Here is a 19,867-nt window from a genome sequence, read left to right on the forward strand (position 1 = left end):
AGAATCAGTAAGCCGCGTCCGGATGCTTGAGCTCGTAGCCCAGGCGGGTCGGCTTGGTCGCGTCCATCACCAGCGCGTAGCTGACCTTGTCGAACGTGCGGAACACCATCAGGTGGCTGGCGAACTCGTCGGGCAGCTGGATGCCGTCCCTGGAGCGCAGCACCTTGTTCTCGTGCTCGGCGCCGCGGGTGACCACGTCGGCAACGTTGCTGCCCGGGCGCCACGCCGAGAACACGGTGCCGTTGTCCACGCCGTCGCGGGCGCCGACCGACAACGCGACCACGTCACGCGGACCACCGGTGGTGAGCATGTCGGCCACGGCCAGTACCTTGGCCTTGCCGTACTCGATCTCCTGCGCCGGCGGGTGCGGGATGAACTGCAGGTCGTACGGCTGTGCCTCGATCGGGAGCAGGCGGTCGCCGACGCGCACCTCGCGGCCGCCCTGGTCGAGCAGCAGGGTGGATACTTCGGCGCGGCCTTCGACGGGGCGGGTGATGGTGCCGGTGTTCTGGCGCATCAGCTCGTGGCCGAGGAACTCGCCGCCACCGTGCGGGATCTGGTAGCCCCACAGGCGCTCGACGCCGATGTTGGCGCGGCCCCGGAAATCCAGGTCGGCGGCGCGACGGCCTTCGGTGCCGCAGCAGCGGGTCGGGTCGATGCTGGCGTAGGTCTGGGTGGCGCGCACCACCAGGTAGCGCTGGCCCGGCTGGGCGTCGGCCAAACCGTGGACGTAGGCGACCTGGCCTTCGGCGGTGCGCAAGCGGTCATCCTCGAGGCCAGCCACGTACGGCAGCTGCTCGAACTCGTCGACCACGCGCAGGTCCTTGAGGAACTTCTCCACGTCGGCCAGCGGGATCGCGTTGATCGGCGCCTCGTCGCGCGGGCCTTCCTGCACCGCGACGCGGTTGAGGTAGGCCAGCGAGATCACGTCACCCGGGTAGATCAGGTGCGGATTCTTGATCTGCGGGTTGGCCTGCCAGATCTCCGGCCACAGCCACGGACGCTTCAGGAACTTGCCGGCGATGTCCCACAGGGTATCGCCACGCTTCACGATGTACGTGTCGGGATGGCCCCCCGCCATCTCGGCAGCGACACCATAGGTGGCAATCGTCAGCAACGCGGCGGTCATCACCGCACGGATCGGTTTAAACATGGCAGCCATCTACCTGATTCCCCTTGCAGGTTTTCCCCGGGCGGCAGCGCCGATGAGGCACCGGCACTATAGCCCAGAAGGTGCACGCGGTTGCAAGCATGGTCGGCTCACAACGGCGCTACAATGCCCGTGTAAAGCTTGCGTCTGTGACAAGCGCCCCCATTTTTCCGCCATGGCCCAGCTCCCCATCCTCGAGTTCCCCGATCCGCGCCTGCGCACCAAGGCGGTGCCGGTCGATCCTGCCCAGGTCACCGGGGCGGAGTTCCAGCGGCTGCTCGACGACATGTTCGAGACCATGTACGAAGCGCCGGGCATCGGCCTGGCTGCCAGCCAGGTGGACGTCCACCAGCGCTTCATGGTCATAGACGTATCCGATGAGAAGGACCGGCCGCTGGTCTTCATCAACCCGGAGATCACCGCCGCCGACGGCCACCAGGTCTACCAGGAAGGCTGCCTGTCGGTGCCGGGCATCTTCGCCGATGTCACCCGCGCCAACCAGATCACGGTCAAGGCCATCGGCCGCGACGGCCAGCCGTTCGAGCTGGATGCCGACGGCCTGCTGGCGGTGTGCATCCAGCACGAAATGGACCACCTGGAAGGCAAGCTGTTCGTCGACTACCTCTCGCCGCTCAAGCGCGAGATGGTGCGCAAGAAGCTGGCCAAGGCGCAGCGCCACAAGGCCGCCTGACAGCCCGGGTGGGCGCGTCCGCACCGTCGGCCGCCCGTCGTTCCCGCCTAGCGCAGACTTTCGCACTGCGACCGCCACAGGACCTGGCCGCCCCATGAGAATCGTCTTTGCCGGCACTCCCGACTTCGCCGTGCCCTGCCTGCACGCCGCAGCGCAGCGCGGCGAGGTGGTGGCCGTGTACACCCAGCCCGACCGCCCCGCCGGCCGCGGCCGTGAATTGACCCCGTCGCCGGTGAAGCGCGAAGCGCTGCTGCGTGGCATTCCCGTGCTGCAGCCGGAGAACTTCCGCAGCGCCGAATCCAGGGCCGCGCTGCGCGCGCTCGAGCCCGACCTGATGGTGGTGGTCGCCTACGGGCTGATCCTGCCGCAGTCGGTACTCGACATCCCCACCTACGGCTGCTGGAACGTGCACGCCTCGCTGCTCCCGCGCTGGCGAGGCGCGGCGCCGATCCAGCGCGCGATCGAGGCCGGCGACGCCGAGACCGGCGTGTGCCTGATGCAGATGGAAAAGGGCCTGGACACCGGTCCGGTACTGCTGTCGCAGTCGTTGCCGATCGGCGCCACCGACACCGGCGGCCAGCTGCACGACCGACTCGCCGAACTGGGCGCGCAGGTGCTGGCCGATGGCCTCGGCCTGTTGCGCGCCGGCATCCGCCCGGTGGCAAAGCCGCAGCCGGCCGAAGGCGTCACCTACGCGCACAAGCTGGACAAGGCCGAAGCCAAACTCGACTGGACGCGCCCGGCCGCCGAGCTGGCCAACCGGGTGCGGGCCTTCAACCCCTGGCCGATGGCCGAGGCGGTGGTGGCCGGCGAACGCCTGCGCCTGCACGGGGCGGCGGCGCTGGACGAGGCGCCTGCCGCTGCACCGGGCACGCTGCTGCGGGCCGGCCGCGATGGCCTGGACGTGGCCTGCGGCGAAGGCGTGCTGCGCATCCGCGTGCTGCAGCGTGACGGCGGCAAGGCCATCACCGCGGCCGACTACCTCAATGGCCGTCCCGACCTGAGGAGTGCATGAGCGGCGGCGCCGCGCCACGCGCCCTGGCAGCCCGCATCCTCGATGCGGTGCTGCACCAGGGCCGTTCGCTGAAGGCGGAACTGGGCGCGCACCTGCCCACGCTGCCCGATCCGCGCGACCGGGCGCTGGTCGAAAGCATCTGTTTCGCTGTACTGCGCCAGCCCGCCCGCTACCAGGCCGCACTGGATGCCTGGATCCCGCGCCCGTTGGGCAAGCGTGACCAGCCGTTGCGCGCGTTGCTGTTCGTCGGCTTCGCCCAGCTCGACCCGCTGGGCCTGTCCGCCCACGCGGCGGTGGCTGAAACCGTGGAAGCGGCCCGGCTGATCGGCCGACGCCACCAGGCCGGCATGGTCAACGCTCTGTTGCGCCGTGCGCAGCGGGAAGGCGTCCCCGTGGCCGAGATGCAGGCGCACTGGCCGCGCTGGCTGCGCGAGCGCATCGCCGCCGACTGGCCGGAGGACGCCGAGGCGATCTTCCACGCCGGCGCGATCACGCCCCCGATGTGGTTGCGGGTCAACCGCCGGGTGCAGTCGCGCGATGCGTACCTCCCGCGCTTGGAGGCGGCTGGCATCGCTCATGCCATCGACCCGACCCTGTCCGATGCCGTGCGGCTTGATGTGCCGGTCGCGGTGTCGGTGCTGCCGGGTTTTGCCGACGGCGCGGTGTCGATACAGGATGCCTCCGCGCAACGCGTGGCCGATGCGCTGGAACTGCGGCCCGGCGCGCGCGTGGTCGACGCCTGCGCCGCGCCCGGCGGCAAGGCCGCGCACCTGCTCGAACGGGAGCCGGGCCTGCGCCTGACCGCACTCGACATCGACAACACCCGCCTGCAGCGCGTGCACGACAGCCTGCGCCGGGTCGGGCTGGCCGACCGCGCACGCCTGGTTGCGGCCGATGCCACCCAGCTTGCCGCCTGGTGGGACGGCGAACCGCAGGACGCCGTGCTGCTGGACGCGCCCTGTTCGGCCACCGGTATCGTGCGCCGCCAGCCGGACGTGCTGCTGCACCGGCGCGCGTCCGATCTGGTCACCCTGACCGCGGTGCAGGCGCAACTGCTGGACACGCTGTGGACCACCGTCGCCCCCGGCGGCGTGCTGCTGTACGCCACGTGCTCGATCCTGCGAGCGGAAAACGCCGATCAGGTCGCCGCATTCCTGGCGCGCACGCCCGATGCGATGCTGGAGCCGCTCGACGAGCGCTTCGGCCGGGCCGTGCAGGTCGATGGCCGTTACGCCGGCCATCAGCGGCTGCCAGGCGAAGCCGGTGGCGACGGCTTCTTCTACGCCAGGTTGCGGAAGGCCGGTTAGCCCGCGCGCGGAGCCTCGCGATTCCCTGGCAATTGTGTGACGGCAGGCCCGCGGACCGGCGTCCCACCACGGCGCTAGCGTCCGTCGCGGTGCGACAGGTGCATGTCGGCCAGTATCATCCGCCGATGCGCACGCCCCTTGCTCTGAATTCCGCCGACTCCCGCGACGCCTGGCTGTTCTGGCTGGTCGCCACGGTGGTGCTGTTCGCCGGCCTCGGCCTGCGCGATCCGTGGCCCGCCGACGAACCGCGCTTCGCGCTGGTCGCCAAGCAGATGGTGGAAAGCGGCCAGTGGCTGTTCCCGATGCGCGGTGACGAGCTGTATCCGGATAAGCCGCCGTTGTTCATGTGGCTGCAGGCGGCCGCCTATGCGCTGACCGGGCAGCTGCGCATCGCGTTCCTGCTGCCGTCGCTGCTCGCGGCGCTGGGCACGTTGTGGCTGGTGCGCGACCTCGGGCGCCGGTTGTGGTCGGCGCAGGCCGGCACGTATGCGGCATGGGCGCTGCTGTTCGCGCTGCAGTTCACCTGGCAGGCCAAGCGCGCGCAGATCGACCCGACCGTCACCTTCTTCATCACGCTGTCGGTGTACTCGCTGCTGCGCCACCTGCTGCGCGGACCCGACTGGCGCTTCTGGATGCTTGGCTGGTTCGCCGCCGGCCTGGGCGTGATCAGCAAGGGCGTGGGCGTGGTCGCATTGCTGGTGCTGCTGCCGGCGGCATGGGCGCAATGGCGTGGCTGGACCGGCGTGGCCTCGATGCGCGGCGCGAAGTTCTGGCTGGGCCCCATGGCATTGCTGCTGCCGCTGGCGCTGTGGCTGGTGCCGATGCTGCTGGCGGTCAACGCCAGCGACGATCCCGCATTGCGCGCCTACGCCGACAACATCCTGCTCAAGCAGACGGCCAAGCGCTACGCCGATCCTTGGCACCACCACCAGCCGTTCTGGTACTTCATCCAGATCGCCCTGACCCAATGGTTGCCGGCCGTCGCTGCGTTGCCATGGATGCTGCGGCCGTGGCGCGACGCGCTGCGCGCGCGTGATGCCCGCATCCTGCTGCCGCTGGCCTGGGTGGCGCTGGTGCTGCTGTTCTTCAGCCTCAGCAGCGGCAAGCGCGAGGTTTACATCATGCCGGCGCTGCCCATGTTGTGCCTGGCGATGGGCCCGTACCTGCCAGAGATCCTGGCGAAGGCGTGGCCACGTCGGATCGCCTTCGGCATCGCGCTGGGGCTGTCTGTGTTGTTGGCGATCGCCGGCGCACTGGTGGTGCTGGGCGAGCCCAGCTTCGAGCGGACGCTGGAAGATGCGCGCGGCGTGGCGCACGGCGCCGATCCGCTGGGCGCGATGTTGCTGGCCATCGGCGCGTTCGGGCTGGCGGCGGTGGCGTGGCTGCGCGCAGGTCGCGGCGTCGCCGCGTTGGCGTGGGTGCTGTCGGGGCTTTGGGTGGGCGTCAGCCTGATCGGCTACCCGCTGCTCAACGATGCCAGCTCCGCGCGTGGCCTGATGCAACGCGCGGGTGCGCGCATCGGCCCGGAGGCCGAGTTGGGGCTGGTGGCGTGGAAGGAACAGAACCTGCTGATGGCCGACCGGCCGGCGCGGACCTTCGGTTTCCTGCGTCCGGCCGACGAGCAGTTGCGCGAGGCCCAGGCATGGCAGGCGCAGGCGCCCGCCACGCGCTGGCTGCTGGTGGAGCGCGCCGCGCTCAGTGCGTGCGTGGACTGGTCGCAGGCGGAGAACCTCGGGGTTTCCAACCGGCGTGAGTGGTGGCTGGTGCCGGCCCGCGCGGCGTGCCAGCACCCATGAGCGTGCCGCGCGGCGTAGCGTCGTCTGGGGCCTCGCATGTCGTTGGGCGCCGGCGTGCGCCTTCAGTAAGGAGCGTGACGGCGACCTGACGCCGCGCGGTGGATCGCCCGGGCGCCGGGCGCATCAGCCCGGGACGGCGGCACGACCGTGTGCGGCGATCGCGTCCGCCATGTCCTGCCATGCGGCGATGACGGCCTCGGCGGGAATGTCGCGGGCTTGGCTCTGCTCGCCGTTCTCGCCGCCGAGGCAGCGCACAGGGCCCGGACCGAGCGGTCGCCACATCGCCGGCGACGCATTGCCGAACAGCACCACCAGCGGGCAACCCAACGCCGCCGCCGCGTGGGCCGGACCCGTGTCCACCGAGACCATGCTGTGCGCGACTTCCAGCAGCGCCAGCAGGCGCGGGATGGGCAGGTCGCCGGCCAGGTTGTGCAGGCGCGGGTCGCCGCCGGCGGACGCGCGGATCTCCTCGAGCACTTCGCGTTCGCCTTCGGAGCCGCACAGCACCACCTGCGCGTCGGGCAGGCGGGCCCACACCGCGCGCGCGACGGCTGCCCAGCGCTCGGGCGGCCAGTGCTTGGGGTGCTGGCGGGTGGCGACCGTGCCACGTTTGTGGGTGCGCTTGTTGCCAGGCTGAAACAGCACCAGCGGCCCCTGTAACCCGTGGGCGGCACGCCACGGGTCAAGGGCGCGGCGGTCGTCCTCGCCCACCACCAGTGCGGGCAGGCGGAAGGGCGCGGGATCCACGTCCTGCGCGGGGTAGGGGTGCGCCGGATTGCGCGCGCCCATGCGCAGCCAGCGGTCCGGCCACAGTTGTTGCTGGCCGTCCACGACGGCGTCACCGGGCAGGCGCCCGACGATGTCCTCATCGGCAATGCCGGCGCGCCGCAACAGTGCGGCCATCTCCGCGTCCGCGTCGCACAGGTATACCGGGCCGCGTCCGCGCGCGCGCAGCCAGCGCACCAGCGCCCACTGGCTGGGGCAGAGCAGGTACGGGGTGTTGCGGCTGGTGACCAGCTGCAGGTGGCCGACCGCCGGTTCGTGCTGCAACAGCGGTGGCGTCCAGCCGCCGCTGCTGACCACGTCGACCGGTTGCCCGTAGCGGGCGGCCAACAGCCGGATCAGCGGCGTGATCAGCACCATGTCCCCAAAGGCACCACAGCGGACGATGAGGGGGCGTGCGCTCATGCGCGGGCTCCAGAAGAATCGGGCACGGGGCTGCTGGCACCGAGGCCGGCGAGCGCGGCCAAGGCGTCGACGGCGGCCGGCAGGCCGTTGGACAGGCCCAGGGCGGCGGCTTGCGCGCGCAGTCGTGCGCGCGAGCCGTCATCGGAATGCAGGCGCAGCAGGGCGTCGGTGAGAACGTCTGGCGTCGAGCCCGGCGAGGTGAGCACGGCACCGGCGCGCGCGAGCCATTCGACGCGCGCGGCCTGCTCGGCCTGCAGCGGTAGGGCCAGCGTGGGCGTGCCCAGCGCGAGCGCCTGCACCAGCAGGCTGCCGCCGCCCAGCAGGGCCACGTCGGCGTGGGAGAGCAGCGCCATGAGCTCGGCGTTTGGCAGCTCACCGGCATCGACCGCGGGCGCCGCGGTGGGCGCGGCTACGGCCACGGCAGCCAAGCCTTCGCGGGCCACCCGGGTGGCCACGGCGCCAAAGCGCTGCGAGGCGCTTTCGCCGGCCAGCACATGGCGGCCCCCGCCGGGACACAGCACTGCGTAGGGGCCGCTGATCCCCAGACGGTGCAGCAGCGGTGCCGCATCGCCCGGCGGCGCGAACAGGGTGGCGAACCGGCGCACGACCACGGAGGGATGGCGCCAACGCGCCAGCTTCTCGCGCCAGCCGCCGGCGGCCAGCAGGTCGGCCCCGACCAGCCAGTGCTCGTGCAGGTGCGCCATGCGCCGCCAGCGGAAGCCGCGGTCGCGCGCGCTGGGTCGCGAACTCAGCAGCACCACGCGCGCGCCCACGCGTCGCGCCGCGCGCAGGGCGGCCACGCGCGTATTGCCGTCGAACACCACCACGGCGGGGCGCACGGCTTCGATCGCGGCGACCACTTCGGGCACCGCGCGCGTGGGCGAGGCGCTGAGCGTCGTGGTCGGCCACGGCAGCGGGGACGTGCCTTCGGCGAGCAGGAAATGCGCCTGGACAGTGGGCCAGCGCGCGTGCAGCGCATCGGCCAGCAAGCGACAGCGCTGCACTTCGCCACTGCCCTGGCTGCCGGATACCGGGACGAACAGCAGGCGGCTCATGCGGGCGTTCCTTGCGGCAACGGGAAGGGGCGGAGGCGCAGGTCGCGATGCGGCGCACGCCGTTGTGCGCGGCGCGTCGCTATCATCGCCCGACCTGAAGCAGCGAAGCGGCCATGCAACCTGTTCCCGTCACGTTCTACCTGGATGTCGACGACAAGGATATCGCGTCGTGGCGCGCACTGCGCCCGGATGCGGAACCGCAACGGCTGGTGCTGGGCGAGGACTACTGGATCACGCAGACGTATGCACGGCTGCGCGACGCTGGCGATGCCGTGCAGCTGGACAACCACGTGCCCGAGTCGGGCATCGTGCTGTTCTACGCCGGCGACAAGCGTGCGGTGTGGCGCGCGGCGCAGCGTGGCAGCCGCGCCCTGCTGGTAGGGGTGCGCAGTGACCGCCACCCCGTCGGGTTCGCCGATCTTGAGGTGGTGCAGAACGCGGCATCCGCCGATGGCGTGCGCGCCTTCCACGTCCCGCACTGGCCGCAACCGGGGCTGCGTGCGCGCGACCCCGCGCGCGGCAACACCCTGCGCACGGTGCTGTTTCCCGGCACGCCGCAGAACCTGCATCCCGGCTTCCGCTCGGCGCAGTGGGACGCGTTCGTGCAGGCGCGCGGGCTGGAGTTCCGCTGCCATTACGCGCGCGCGGGCGGCAGGCCGCCGGCATGGCATGACTACCACGACGTGGACCTGATGCTGGCCGTGCGTCCAAGCGGTGCAACCCTGGTGCGCAACAAGCCGGCGTGGAAGCTGTTCAACGCGTGGCTGGCCGGGGTGCCGGCCATCCTCGGACCCGAAGCCGGTTACCGCGAGCTGCGCACCGGCCCCCTGGATTACATCGAGGCCACCGGCGTGGAGGACACCATGGCGGGCATCGACCGCCTGTTGGCCGATCCCGCGCTGTACCGGACGATGGTGGAGAACGGCCGCGCGCGCGGTGCGGCCTTCACCGACGACGCCACGCTGGCGGCATGGCGCCAGCTAAGGGACGAGGTGCTGGTTCCGGCGTGGGCGCGTCAGCAGCAACGCCCCGTCCCTCTGTGGCACCGACGGATGCGCGACATCGCTTCACGCGTAGCGCGCGCCTGGGGCGAGAAGCGCTGACGTTGCTTACCGCAAAGGCGCCGCGGCGATCACCAACGCAGCGGTCGCCGCGCCAGTGTTGCCGTCAGCGCCTCGTGCAACGCGCGGGCTTCGGCCTCTGGCAGGAAGCGGATCCGCAACGGCGGCGCCATCGGTGTTGCGCCCGCGGTGTCGAGCCACAGCGTGGCCGTGCCGCAGCGGCGATCCAGCGGCGAAAGGCGGAGCGACACCGCCTGAAGTTTGTCGACCTCGGCGAAACGCCACCAGCGGCTCCACCAGCCGCCGCGCACGGCGACGAGTTGGTCGTTGACGGCATAGGCGGCGCGGTGCGCATGCTGGCGCGCAGCAATGGCGCTCCAGGCGAGCCATGGCAACGCCAGCAGGCCCACTGCGCCGAAGCGCCAGCCCACCACGGCGCCGAACAGCACCAGCCAAGGCACGCTCGGCAGCCACAGCCGCCACCAACTTCGCGCGGGGATCGGCTGCCAGGCCTGGCCGGCCCAGTCCGCGTTCGGCAGCAGGTGCGCGACGAGCCGATCGCAGGTTTCGGGGGTGGCGATGGGCGCCACTTCGCGCAGTGCGCGTTGCTGTTGCTGGTCCTCGGCGACGGCGGTGTCCACGTGCAGGCTCCGCCGGCGTAGCAGCCGGTGCATCACGCCCTCGTGCAGGGTCCAGGCCTGGATGCGCCGACGCGAGGCGCTGGTACGCCAGCGCGCCAGCAGTCCACGTTCCACGGTCAAACGCCGGCCTGACTCGCGCAGGGTGAACCCGTAGTACTGCAGCAGCGACAGCAGCACCGACAGCAGGCGCAACAAGCCCACCGCCAACGCCGCGAGGCTGGCCGCGGCCAGCGCGTATTCGGCGATGCCGAAGTCGTGGCTGCCGGCGTAGCCAAACACCACTTCGCCCCAGCGCTCGAACAGATTGGGCAACAGCCGCGGACTGAACTGCGACAGGCCCGCGACGCCGGCGCCGACCACGATCAGGCCGCGATTGGAGACCAGGCCGTGGCGCAGCACCTCACCCAGCGGCAGCTGCAGCAGGGTGGTGGCTTCGGGTGCTGCCGCCGCGACCGCACCGTCGGCGTCGTCGCCCACGTGGGGCACCTGTCCGCGATGTCGGACCAGTTGCTCCAGTGCCAGCGCATCGGCCAGCGTGAGCACGCGCATTTCCGCCTCGGGCTTCTTGCCGCCGGCCGACTCCAGGCGCACTTCGGCCACGCCAAACACGCGGTGCAGCAGCGATTGCTGCAGGGCCACATTGTGGATGCGCGCGAAGGGGATGACCCGCACGCTGCGCTCCAGCAGGCCCTTGCGCACCAGCAGTGCGTCGCCGGCTACGCCGTAGCGAAAGGTGAAGTACTGCCACACCGAACTGAGCGCCAGTACGCCCACGCCGATCAGCGGCCACAGCTCGTTGCGGTCGCCGCGTCCGAACACCAGCAGCGCCACCAGCGGCACCACGAACTGCCGCAGCTGGGCCAGCAGCACGAACAGCCACGACATCGGGTGCAGGCGGCGTTCGGCCATCACTGCCTGCGCTACCGCGCCGGTGGCGAGGGGCTCAGGCGTCGTCGTCATGGTCGATCTGCCGGCCGAGGGCATCGCGCAGTCGCTCGGCGTCGCCGGCATCGAGATTGGGGATCTTGACCGCACTGTGCTGCGTGCCGGCGGTGTGCACCACCAGCGTGGCGAGGTCGCGGCCGCGCTGCAGCGGACCACGGGTCACGTCCAGGTGCTGCACCCGGGTGGCCGGCACCCGCGTCTCGCGGTGCCACAGGCGGCCGCTGCGCAGGGCAAGGCCCAGGTCATCGTGGCGCCAGTGGGTGTGGCGGTAGCGGCGCACGCCGATCCAGGCGCCCAGGCCTGCCGCCGCCGCCAGCAGCAGGCCGATCGCACCCAGCCGCAGCGGCCACGCAGGTGGCAAGGACAGGGCATCGGCCAGCATACGGCCGATGACGAACGCGACGCCCGCACCGGGCAACGCGAACTGCAGAGCGCCCGTCAGCGCCATCAAGCCGCGGGCGCGCACGGGCAGCGGTTGCCAACCCTGGTCGGCGGCCTCCGGTGAAGCGTGGGAATCAAGCGTGGAATGCATGCGTCAGCCTTCTGTGGCACTCAGTAGCAATCGGGCGAATACGGGTTGGCGTCATCGGGCTGCAGGGAGAAGCGCTTGTAGGTCCATTGGTACTGCGTGGGATCCCGGCGGGCAATGCGCTCGATCCCCGCGTTGAGCGCGGCCACCGCCACCTGCGGGTCCGTGCTCGCCACATCGGTAGCCGCCGGCTCGATGTGCAGTTCGAAGGCCGGTTCGTTGCCGTCGTCCGCCACGCGCTCGCAGTAGGCATACAGCACCGTCGCCCCGGTGCGCGCCGCCAGCCGCGTCAGCAGGCTCATGGTCAGCGCCGGGCGGCCGAAGAACGGTGCGAACTCGCCGTCGCCGCGCTTGGGCTGCTGGTCGGGCAGGATCCCGACCACGCCGCCGTCCTTGAGCAGCTTCAGCAACTGGCGTACCGCGGCCGGACCCTCGGCGCGGACCTGCGTGACCCGCTCGGCATCGTTGCCCGGCGCCGCGCGCACGAGGTTGAGGAACGCCTCGCCCACCTTCGAGTCCGGCGGCGCGTACAGCACCGCCAGCGGCGTCTTCGCCGCCAGCCACTGGTTGAGCAGCTCCCAGTTGCCGTAGTGCGGCGCGGCCACGATCACCCCGCGCCCGCTGGCCAGCGCCGCGTCGAACAGTTCCACGCCGTGCTCGGCACGCAGCAGCCGCAGGTTCTTCGCATGCGGCCGCGTCCACAGGCGCAGCGTCTCCAGCACCTGGCGCGCGGTGGTGCGCAGGATGGCGTCGTGCAATGCCTCGCGCTGCGACGCCGACAGCTCCGGGTGGATGATCTCCATATTGCGTCGGGTGACCCGGCTCTCGCGCCGGTCGCGGCGCACCACCGCCCGTGCCATTGCATCGCCCAGTCGCGCCAGCCACGACCAGGGCAGGCGTGCGACGGCGGCGGCAAGCAGGTACAGCAGGCGGGCGGCGAATTCAGTCATGGGCCGAAGTGTAGCCGTTGGGTTCTGCTAGCTTTACCGCCGCGCGTCCCCCATGGAGCCCTGCCGATGCTCGCCCTCATCCAGCGCGTCACCCAGGCCAGCGTCAGCGTGGACGGTGACGTCATCGGTCGGATCGGCCCCGGCCTGTTGGCGCTGGTGGGCGTCGAGCCCGGTGACGGCGACGCGCAGGTGGTGCGCATGGCCGAACGCCTGCTCGGCTACCGGGTGTTCGCCGATGCCGAGGGCAGGATGAACCTCGGCCTGGCTGATACCGGCGGGGGATTGCTCCTCGTCAGCCAGTTCACCCTAGCCGCCGACACCCGCAGCGGCATGCGCCCTGGCTTCAGCACCGCGGCAGCGCCGTCGCTGGCTGAACCGGTGTTCAACCAGTTGCTGGCAACGTGCCGGCAAAAACACGGGCCGGGGGTGGAAACCGGGCAGTTTGGCGCCCATATGGTCATTAGCCTGGTCAACGACGGCCCGGTGACCTTCCTGCTGCGGGCCTGAACCACCCCTTGCGGGCGCGACTGCCGGTTTTTCCAATGGATGCCGTCTGCGCTGGTATAATGCTTGGTTCACCTTCCAACCACCGTGGTGGCGCAGCCCATGGCAAACGAACGTCAGGCCCCCCAGTCCGAACTCAAGCAACTGATCAGTAAGGGCCTGGAGCAGGGCTACCTGACCTATGCCGAGGTCAATGACCACCTGCCCGATGACGTCGTCGATCCGGAACAGATCGAAGACATCATCGGCATGATCAATGGCCTGGGCATCCAGGTGCATGAAGTCGCCCCCGACGCCGAGACCCTGCTGCTCGCCGGCGAGAGTGCCAGCGGCCGCGAAGTCGACGAGACCGCCGCCGAAGAGGCCGCCGCGGCACTGAGCGGCCTGGACGCCGAGGGTGGCCGCACCACCGACCCGGTGCGCATGTACATGCGCGAGATGGGCACGGTCGAGCTGCTGACCCGCGAAGGCGAAATCGCCATCGCCAAGCGCATCGAGGAAGGCCTGGGCCAGATGCAGGCCGCGTTGGCTTCGTTCCCGGGCACCATCGCCTCGATCCTCGAGGACTACGAGCAGCACAAGGCCGGCAAGAAGCGCCTCGCCGAGATCATCGTCGGCTTCAACGACCTGATCGACGAGCCCGCCCCCGAGCCCGTGCTCGAAGAGGTGGCGGTCGCCGACGCCGATGCCGAGGATGAGGACGAGGAGGCGGCCGACGCCACCGAGACCGACGACACCCCGACCGGTCCGGACCCGGTGGAGGTCGCCAACCGCATGCAGGTGCTGGCCGACGCGTACGCCAAGTTCGAGAAGGCCCACGCCAAGCACGGCGCCGCGCACAAGACCGCGCTGAAGCTGCGTGAGGAAATGGCGGAAGTGTTCGTCACCTTCAAGCTGCCGCTGCCGCTGACCGACGTGCTGGTCAAGAACCTGCGGGACGTCCAGGCCAAGGTGAAGGAGCATGAGCGCCGCATCCTCGACATGGCCACCCGCATCGCCAAGATGCCGCGCAAGGATTTCATCCGCGCGTGGGATGGCAACCAGACCAACCTGGAGTGGACCGACGAGCTGATCAAGCGCAAGCAGAAGTGGTCGTCGGGCCTGCGTGACGTCAAGGACCAGATCGTGGCCGAACAGCAGGCCACCCTGGACCTGGAGACCGGCATCCTGGTGACCCTGGCCGACCTCAAGGAAATCAGCCGCGCGATGGCCTATGGCGAAGCCAAGGCGCGCAAGGCCAAGAAGGAGATGGTGGAGGCCAACCTGCGCCTGGTGATCTCCATCGCCAAGAAGTACACCAACCGCGGCCTGCAGTTCCTCGACCTGATCCAGGAAGGCAACATTGGCCTGATGAAGGCGGTGGACAAGTTCGAATACCGTCGCGGCTACAAGTTCTCGACCTATGCGACTTGGTGGATCCGCCAGGCGATCACCCGCTCGATCGCCGACCAGGCGCGCACCATCCGCATCCCGGTGCACATGATCGAGACGATCAACAAGCTCAACCGCATTTCCCGCCAGATGCTCCAGCAGTTCGGCCGCGAGGCCACGCCGGAGGAGCTGGCCAAGGAAATGGACATGCCCGAGGACAAGATCCGCAAGGTCATGAAGATCGCCAAGGAGCCGATCTCCATGGAGACCCCGATCGGCGACGACGAGGACTCGCACCTGGGCGACTTCATCGAGGACACCAACGTGGAGTCCCCGATCGAAGCCACCACCAACATCAACCTCACCGAGACGGTGCGCGACGTGTTGGCCGGCCTGACCCCGAGGGAGGCCAAGGTGCTGCGCATGCGCTTCGGCATCGACATGAACACCGACCACACCCTGGAAGAGGTCGGCAAGCAGTTTGACGTGACCCGCGAGCGCATCCGCCAGATCGAGGCCAAGGCGCTGCGCAAGCTGCGTCATCCGAGCCGTTCGGAGCAACTGCGCAGCTTCCTCGATATCGACTGATCGAGGGGCTGTGGAGTCGAGAATCAACGGCCGCGTTTGCGGCCGTTTTCTTTTTCAGGTGTGGCCACGTGCTGGTTCAACTCTGGAAAGTGCACCTCGGCGTGACAGTTGGCACAGAGCAACACGCATTTTCGCACTTCCGCATCGATCTCCAGTTGGCTCCGATTGGACAACGCCCGGACGTCCAGATTGAAACGTTTTTCGGATGGGTCAAGGTGGTGCCACGTCAGCGCTGCCAAGTTGCGCTGATATCCGCAGCGGGTACATCCATTGCCCGCGGCGACAACGAGTTCGGTTTTCCTCCGAAGCCCTCGCAACTGCTGGCTCTCGTAGCTCTGGTGCCGGGAGTTGGTGTCCTGATTCTTGCAGACGCGCGAACAGAATCGGCGCTGTCGACCAGACAAATACCTATTGCAGACTACGCAGGATGTAGGAGATTCCATCAAAGCAGAATAATCCAATTCAAGGATGAGTGAGATGATCTCTGTGACTTGCTAACATGCGCTTACGGGCCTATAGCTCAACGGTTAGAGCAGGGGACTCATCGAAAGGTGCCGCCGTGCAGGAATGTGCGGACGGGAACGGGATGAATTCAGGGAAACCTCAGCGGCGCGCACAGCGCGGACGGTGGCAACCCTGAGCCAAGCCGGCGGTGCACCGCCGGAAGGTGCAGAGACTACCTGGGGGCTGAAGTGCCCTTGATGACAGGCTAGAGCGTCCCGCGCCCCACCCGTCCCACGCCACTGCGTGTGACGAAGGGCGAAGAGATAGTCCGCGCCGTCGGGAAACCGATGGGCTACGCGAATCCCTTGGTTCCAGGTTCGAATCCTGGTGGGCCCACCAACCCCTGTTGTCGCCAACCGCCGGGCTTCCACTCTTCCAAGGTGCTGCTGATTCCGGCGCCTCGCGACCAGTGAAACGAGGTGCCATCGCGACAGCGTGTGCAGCGCGTCCGGGATTGCGACGCGGCGCACCTTTTCACACCGGGTGCAGGCGATAGCCTCGGGGCGGATCCTGTAAGAAGCCGCCGCACCATGTCCTGCAAGCTCGCCGTCGCCCTCGTGCTCACCCTTGCTCCCTGTTTTGCCGGGGCCACGGAGGCCCGTTCCCGGCTCCCCGACGGCTATGTGCCGGCGCCCACCGGCAAGGGCTGGAGCGAAGGTCCGAACATGTGGCGCGAGTACGACCACGCCGGCAGACGCGTCGTCAAATGCCTGGCGGGCACCCAGGACGAGTCGTTCGCCACGGCGCCCACGGGTGGAATCCAGAGCTGCGACGACAGCCAGCGCAAGTTCGCCGGCGCCACCCAGGCGAATGCCACGCGGGTGATCAGGGACCACGAGGGCAATCGCTGGGACGTCTATGTGTCCGATCGCACCGAGCGCTGGACCGACGCGTACGGCAACGTCACCACGTGCCGTTACGAGGCCGGTTTCAAGACCTGCAAGTTCCCCGACCCGTCCACCATCAAGGTGGCCACCCGGTCGAAGGCAACGGCTGGCTGAGCAAACCGCGACCCGCGCCGCTGGCACGCCCCGGCGGCTGCGGCCACAATGCGGGCATGGACAGCCTTGCCCCCTCATTGCTTGAAACCGTCGAACGCGAGACCGGCCCGTCGCCCACGTGGTCGGTGATCTGGCTGCATGGCCTCGGCGCCGACGGCCACGACTTCGAACCCATCGTGCCCGAGCTGCTGCGCCCGGACTGGCCCGCGATCCGCTTCGTGTTCCCGCATGCGCCGGTGCGCGCGGTGACCATCAACAACGGTGCGCGCATGCGTGCCTGGTACGACATCAAGGACTTCGACCTGGCCAGCCGCGCCGATGAGGCGGGCGTGGCCGAGTCCATCGAACAGGTCGAGACGCTGGTCGCGCGCGAGGTCGAGCGGGGCATCCCGCGTGAGCGCATCGTGCTGGCCGGCTTCTCGCAGGGGGGCGCGATCACGCTTGCGTGGGGCGTACGTACGACGCATCCGTTGGCAGGGCTGGTGGCGCTGTCGACCTACGTGCCGTCAGCGCAGAAGGCCGGTGAGTTTGCGCGGACCGAGGCGAAGGCCCAACCGGTGTTCATGGCCCACGGCACGATGGACCCGGTCGTCCCGGTGCAGGCGGGTCAGTTCAGCGCCGGGCTGCTGCGGCAACTGGGTTTCAGCGTCGACTGGCACGCCTACCCCATGGCGCACCAGGTCTGCGCCGAGCAGATCCGCGACCTGGGCGAGTGGCTGACCCGGCGCTTCACCGACGCCTGACCGATGGCCCACGCCGGCACCGAGCGCGAACCCTGGCTGCCGGACCTGTGCCGGCTGCCGCGGCTGGCGGTGATGCTGGGCGTGGCCGAACTGGTGGTGGTGGTGCTGGCGCTGTCGCCTGACGGCGGCGCGCGCTGGGACCTCGAGCGCTTCATCACCGCCAGCGGCTTCGCGCTGTGGCTGGCGTTGACCGCGTCCGTGCTGCTCTGCGTCTCGCGTCGCGCGCTGTCGCGCCTGCCGCCGCCGGTGGGCGCGACGCTGGCGCTGCTGGGAGCCGGGATCATCGCGGCGGTGGGCGCCTCGATGGTGCACGTGATCGACAGCAGCCTCGGCTACGCGCTGGTGCCACCCGCGGTGAGCCTGCTGCGCTTCGCCTGGGGCGCGGCGGCGATCACCATGCTCATTGCCGCGGTGGTGCTGCGTTACCTGTACATCAACGACGGCTGGCAGGCGCAGGTGCGCGCCAGCGCCCGCGCCGAGGTCGAGGCGCTGCAGGCGCGGATCAAGCCGCATTTCCTGTTCAACAGCATGAACACCATCGCCGGGCTGGTGCGCAGCGACCCCGCCGTGGCCGAGCGCGCGGTGCTGGACCTGTCCGACCTGTTCCGCGCCGCGCTCGGCGCCAACAAGGGCGACTCCACGCTGGCCGAAGAGGTGGAACTGGCCGAGCGCTACCTCGCCATCGAGCAACTGCGCCTGGGCGATAGGCTGAATGTGAACTGGTACCGCGACGAGCCGCTGCCGTGGGATTTCGCCATGCCGCGGCTGGTGTTGCAGCCGCTGCTGGAGAACGCGGTGCTGCATGGCATCTCGCGCCTGCCGGAGGGCGGCACGGTGGAGATCGCGCTGTCCGTGGAAGGCCACGAGCTGCTCCTGCGGGTGCGCAACCCGGCCCCCCCGCCGCGCGAGCGCGACGGCCGCGGCGCCCAGCACGCCCAGGCCAACATCGGCCAGCGCCTGCGCTACCACTACGGCCCCCGGGCGCGGATGACCGCGCGCTGGGAGGCGGACTACTATCTGTGTGAACTGCGCGTTCCGCTGGGGGGCGGGCCGCGCGCCGGATGAAGGGGATGCCGATGCGGGTGATCATCGCCGACGACGAACCACTGGCCCGCGAGCGTCTGCGCGGGCTGCTGGCGGACATGGGCGACATCGAGGTCGTCGCCGAGGTGCCCGACGGCCAGCAGGCGCTGCATGCCTGCGCCGAGCTCAACCCGGACCTGGTGCTGCTGGACATCGCCATGCCGGGCATCGACGGGTTGGAGGCGGCGCGGCACCTGGCGGCGTTCGAGCCGCGCCCCGCCGTGGTGTTCTGCACCGCCTACGATGCCCACGCCCTGTCGGCCTTCGAAGCCGAGGCCATCGACTACCTGGTCAAGCCGGTGCGCCCCGAGCGGCTGGTCGCGGCCCTGCAGCGCGTGCGCACCTTCGCCGCCGGCCGCCAGCAGTCGGCGCCCGCCGCCGACTGCCGCCGCCGCAGCCACCTGTGCGCGCGCCTGCGCGGCAGCCTGCGCCTGATCCCGATCGAGGACGTGCACTACCTGCAGGCCGAGGAGAAGTACGTGGTGGTGCACCACGCCCGCGGTGAGGACCTGATCGAGGAGTCGCTGAAGTCGCTGGAAGAGGAGTTCGGCGAGCGCTTCGTGCGCATCCACCGCAACTGCCTGGTGGCCCGCCACGAGATCACCGAGCTGCGCCGCGCCCCCGATGGGCATACGCAGGCGGTCCTGCGCCATGGTCGGCAGCCGCTGGAGGTCAGCCGGCGCTGCGTGGCGCACCTGCGCGAGACGCTGAAGCACCTGTAAGCCGGCTTGCCGCGTCGCTGCCTGGCCGCGGGCGGCAAGGGAAAGGTGCCTGGTTCGCGCGGCCGATGCCGCGATCACCGATAATGGTCGGATGAAGACCCTGCGCATCGCCACCCGCAAGAGCCCGCTCGCCCTCTGGCAGAGCGAGCACGTCGCCGCCCGCCTGCGCGCCGCCCACCCCGGCTTGGAGGTGGTGCTGGTGCCGATGAGCACCCGTGGCGACGAGGTGCTGGACCGCTCCCTGGCGGCCATCGGCGGCAAGGGCCTGTTCCTCAAGGAGCTGGAGCTGGCGATGCAGCGCGGCGAAGCCGATTGCGCCGTGCATTCGCTCAAGGACGTGCCGATGGAACTGGAGCCCGGCTTCGCCCTGCCGGCCATCCTGGAGCGCGCCGACCACGCCGACGCCTTCGTCAGCAACCACTTCGACGGCATCACCGCGTTGCCGCAGGGTGCGCGCGTGGGCACGTCGTCGCTGCGTCGTCAGGCACAGCTGCGTGCATTGCGCCCCGACCTGCAGTTGCTGGACCTGCGCGGCAACGTCAACACGCGCCTGGCCAAGCTGGACGCGGGCGACTACGACGCCATCGTGCTCGCATGTGCGGGTCTGGCGCGCTTGGGCTTCGAGTCGCGGATCCGTGCGCGGTTGGATGCGCCCCAGTGGTTGCCTGCGCCGGCGCAGGGCGCCATCGCCATCGAGACCCGTGACGACGACGCCGAGGTGCAGACCCTGTGCGCGGTCCTCGACCACGCGCCTACCCGGACCTGCGTGTCGGCCGAGCGCGCGATGAACCTGGCGCTGCACGGCAGCTGCCATGTGCCGGTGGCGGCCTATGCCTCGCTGGAGGGCGATCGACTGCAGCTGGAAGGCGCGGTGGGCTCGGCGACCGACGGCACCGTGGTGCGCGCACACGGCGAAGGTGCGGCCGCTGTGCCCTCGCAGTTGGGCACCGCAGTGGCGCAGGCGCTGCTGGAGCAGGGCGCGCGGGACCTGATCAACGCTGCGGTCTGACACCTTCCGGGCGA

19 protein-coding genes are annotated in these 19,867 nt (G+C 70.0%); 13 read left to right on the plus strand and 6 right to left on the minus strand.

What is annotated here, in order from left to right:
* Nucleotides 1-4 precede the first annotated feature (4 nt).
* Nucleotides 5-1,153 (minus strand): LysM peptidoglycan-binding domain-containing protein, encoded by a 1,149-nt coding sequence (locus AC3ARF_RS01205; protein ID WP_498929541.1) that lies wholly within the window; start codon nucleotides 1,151-1,153, stop codon nucleotides 5-7.
* Between the two features lie 172 nt (nucleotides 1,154-1,325).
* Here AC3ARF_RS01205 and def point away from each other — a divergent pair, with 172 nt between their 5' ends.
* The 4 genes from def to AC3ARF_RS01225 all read left to right on the plus strand — a co-directional run bounded on the left by def (nucleotide 1,326) and on the right by AC3ARF_RS01225 (nucleotide 5,959).
* Nucleotides 1,326-1,841: a peptide deformylase gene (gene def / locus AC3ARF_RS01210; RefSeq protein ID WP_498929543.1), complete on the plus strand. Its 516-nt coding sequence runs from the start codon at nucleotides 1,326-1,328 to the stop codon at nucleotides 1,839-1,841.
* 94 nt (nucleotides 1,842-1,935) lie between these two features.
* Entirely contained in the window at nucleotides 1,936-2,856 is a 921-nt protein-coding gene (gene fmt / locus AC3ARF_RS01215; protein WP_498929545.1) for a methionyl-tRNA formyltransferase, read from the plus strand.
* Complete coding sequence (gene rsmB, locus AC3ARF_RS01220) at nucleotides 2,853-4,163, plus strand: 16S rRNA (cytosine(967)-C(5))-methyltransferase RsmB (protein ID WP_498929546.1); 1,311 nt, start codon at nucleotides 2,853-2,855, stop codon at nucleotides 4,161-4,163. Before fmt ends, rsmB begins: the two co-directional genes overlap by 4 nt.
* 125 nt (nucleotides 4,164-4,288) lie before the next feature.
* Entirely contained in the window at nucleotides 4,289-5,959 is a 1,671-nt protein-coding gene (locus AC3ARF_RS01225; protein WP_498929548.1) for an ArnT family glycosyltransferase, read from the plus strand.
* Between the two features lie 123 nt (nucleotides 5,960-6,082).
* Here the strand turns inward: AC3ARF_RS01225 and AC3ARF_RS01230 are convergent, their stop codons facing one another.
* Entirely contained in the window at nucleotides 6,083-7,147 is a 1,065-nt protein-coding gene (locus tag AC3ARF_RS01230) for a glycosyltransferase family 9 protein (protein ID WP_498929550.1), read from the minus strand.
* Entirely contained in the window at nucleotides 7,144-8,202 is a 1,059-nt protein-coding gene (locus tag AC3ARF_RS01235; protein WP_498929552.1) for a hypothetical protein, read from the minus strand. The genes AC3ARF_RS01230 and AC3ARF_RS01235 overlap by 4 nt, the downstream gene beginning before the upstream one ends.
* Nucleotides 8,203-8,315: 113 nt before the next feature.
* Between AC3ARF_RS01235 and AC3ARF_RS01240 the strand changes: the two genes are divergently transcribed.
* Nucleotides 8,316-9,305 carry a glycosyltransferase gene (locus AC3ARF_RS01240; protein ID WP_498929554.1) on the plus strand — a complete coding sequence of 330 codons (990 nt, stop codon included), beginning with the start codon at nucleotides 8,316-8,318 and terminating at the stop codon, nucleotides 9,303-9,305.
* A 29-nt stretch (nucleotides 9,306-9,334) separates the two neighbouring features.
* Here AC3ARF_RS01240 and AC3ARF_RS01245 read toward each other — a convergent pair whose 3' ends face one another.
* Genes AC3ARF_RS01245 through AC3ARF_RS01255 form a run of 3 tightly spaced genes read right to left on the minus strand, consistent with a single transcriptional unit; the run spans nucleotide 9,335 to nucleotide 12,328 of the window.
* Nucleotides 9,335-10,864 carry a PH domain-containing protein gene (locus AC3ARF_RS01245; protein WP_498929555.1) on the minus strand — a complete coding sequence of 510 codons (1,530 nt, stop codon included), beginning with the start codon at nucleotides 10,862-10,864 and terminating at the stop codon, nucleotides 9,335-9,337.
* Entirely contained in the window at nucleotides 10,848-11,381 is a 534-nt protein-coding gene (locus AC3ARF_RS01250) for a PH domain-containing protein (protein WP_498929557.1), read from the minus strand. The genes AC3ARF_RS01245 and AC3ARF_RS01250 overlap by 17 nt, the downstream gene beginning before the upstream one ends.
* A gap of 20 nt (nucleotides 11,382-11,401) precedes the next feature.
* Nucleotides 11,402-12,328, minus strand: a complete 927-nt coding sequence (locus tag AC3ARF_RS01255) for a lauroyl acyltransferase (RefSeq protein WP_498929559.1) — start codon at nucleotides 12,326-12,328, stop codon at nucleotides 11,402-11,404.
* A gap of 66 nt (nucleotides 12,329-12,394) precedes the next feature.
* Between AC3ARF_RS01255 and dtd the strand changes: the two genes are divergently transcribed.
* The 8 genes from dtd (at nucleotide 12,395) to hemC (ending at nucleotide 19,853) form a co-directional block, all read left to right on the plus strand.
* Entirely contained in the window at nucleotides 12,395-12,835 is a 441-nt protein-coding gene (dtd, locus tag AC3ARF_RS01260; RefSeq protein WP_498929561.1) for a D-aminoacyl-tRNA deacylase, read from the plus strand.
* Between the two features lie 99 nt (nucleotides 12,836-12,934).
* The gene (rpoD, locus tag AC3ARF_RS01265; protein ID WP_498929563.1) at nucleotides 12,935-14,791 is read left to right on the plus strand and encodes an RNA polymerase sigma factor RpoD; all 1,857 of its coding nucleotides are present in this window, start codon (nucleotides 12,935-12,937) and stop codon (nucleotides 14,789-14,791) included.
* Between the two features lie 68 nt (nucleotides 14,792-14,859).
* Nucleotides 14,860-15,267: a hypothetical protein gene (locus AC3ARF_RS01270; RefSeq protein WP_498929564.1), complete on the plus strand. Its 408-nt coding sequence runs from the start codon at nucleotides 14,860-14,862 to the stop codon at nucleotides 15,265-15,267.
* Nucleotides 15,268-15,825: 558 nt separating this feature from the next.
* Nucleotides 15,826-16,296, plus strand: coding sequence for a hypothetical protein (locus tag AC3ARF_RS01275; protein WP_498929566.1), 471 nt, complete (start codon nucleotides 15,826-15,828; stop codon nucleotides 16,294-16,296).
* A gap of 56 nt (nucleotides 16,297-16,352) precedes the next feature.
* A complete protein-coding gene (locus tag AC3ARF_RS01280) occupies nucleotides 16,353-17,039 on the plus strand; it encodes an alpha/beta hydrolase (RefSeq protein WP_498929568.1) in 687 nt (228 codons plus the stop codon).
* A 3-nt stretch (nucleotides 17,040-17,042) separates the two neighbouring features.
* Nucleotides 17,043-18,104, plus strand: a complete 1,062-nt coding sequence (locus AC3ARF_RS01285) for a sensor histidine kinase (protein WP_498929570.1) — start codon at nucleotides 17,043-17,045, stop codon at nucleotides 18,102-18,104.
* A gap of 11 nt (nucleotides 18,105-18,115) precedes the next feature.
* Nucleotides 18,116-18,844: a LytR/AlgR family response regulator transcription factor gene (locus AC3ARF_RS01290; RefSeq protein ID WP_498929572.1), complete on the plus strand. Its 729-nt coding sequence runs from the start codon at nucleotides 18,116-18,118 to the stop codon at nucleotides 18,842-18,844.
* Nucleotides 18,845-18,935: 91 nt separating this feature from the next.
* Complete coding sequence (gene hemC / locus AC3ARF_RS01295) at nucleotides 18,936-19,853, plus strand: hydroxymethylbilane synthase (RefSeq protein ID WP_498929574.1); 918 nt, start codon at nucleotides 18,936-18,938, stop codon at nucleotides 19,851-19,853.
* Nucleotides 19,854-19,867: the final 14 nt, after the last annotated feature.

It is taken from the genome of Lysobacter sp. KACC 24251 (assembly GCF_057747755.1).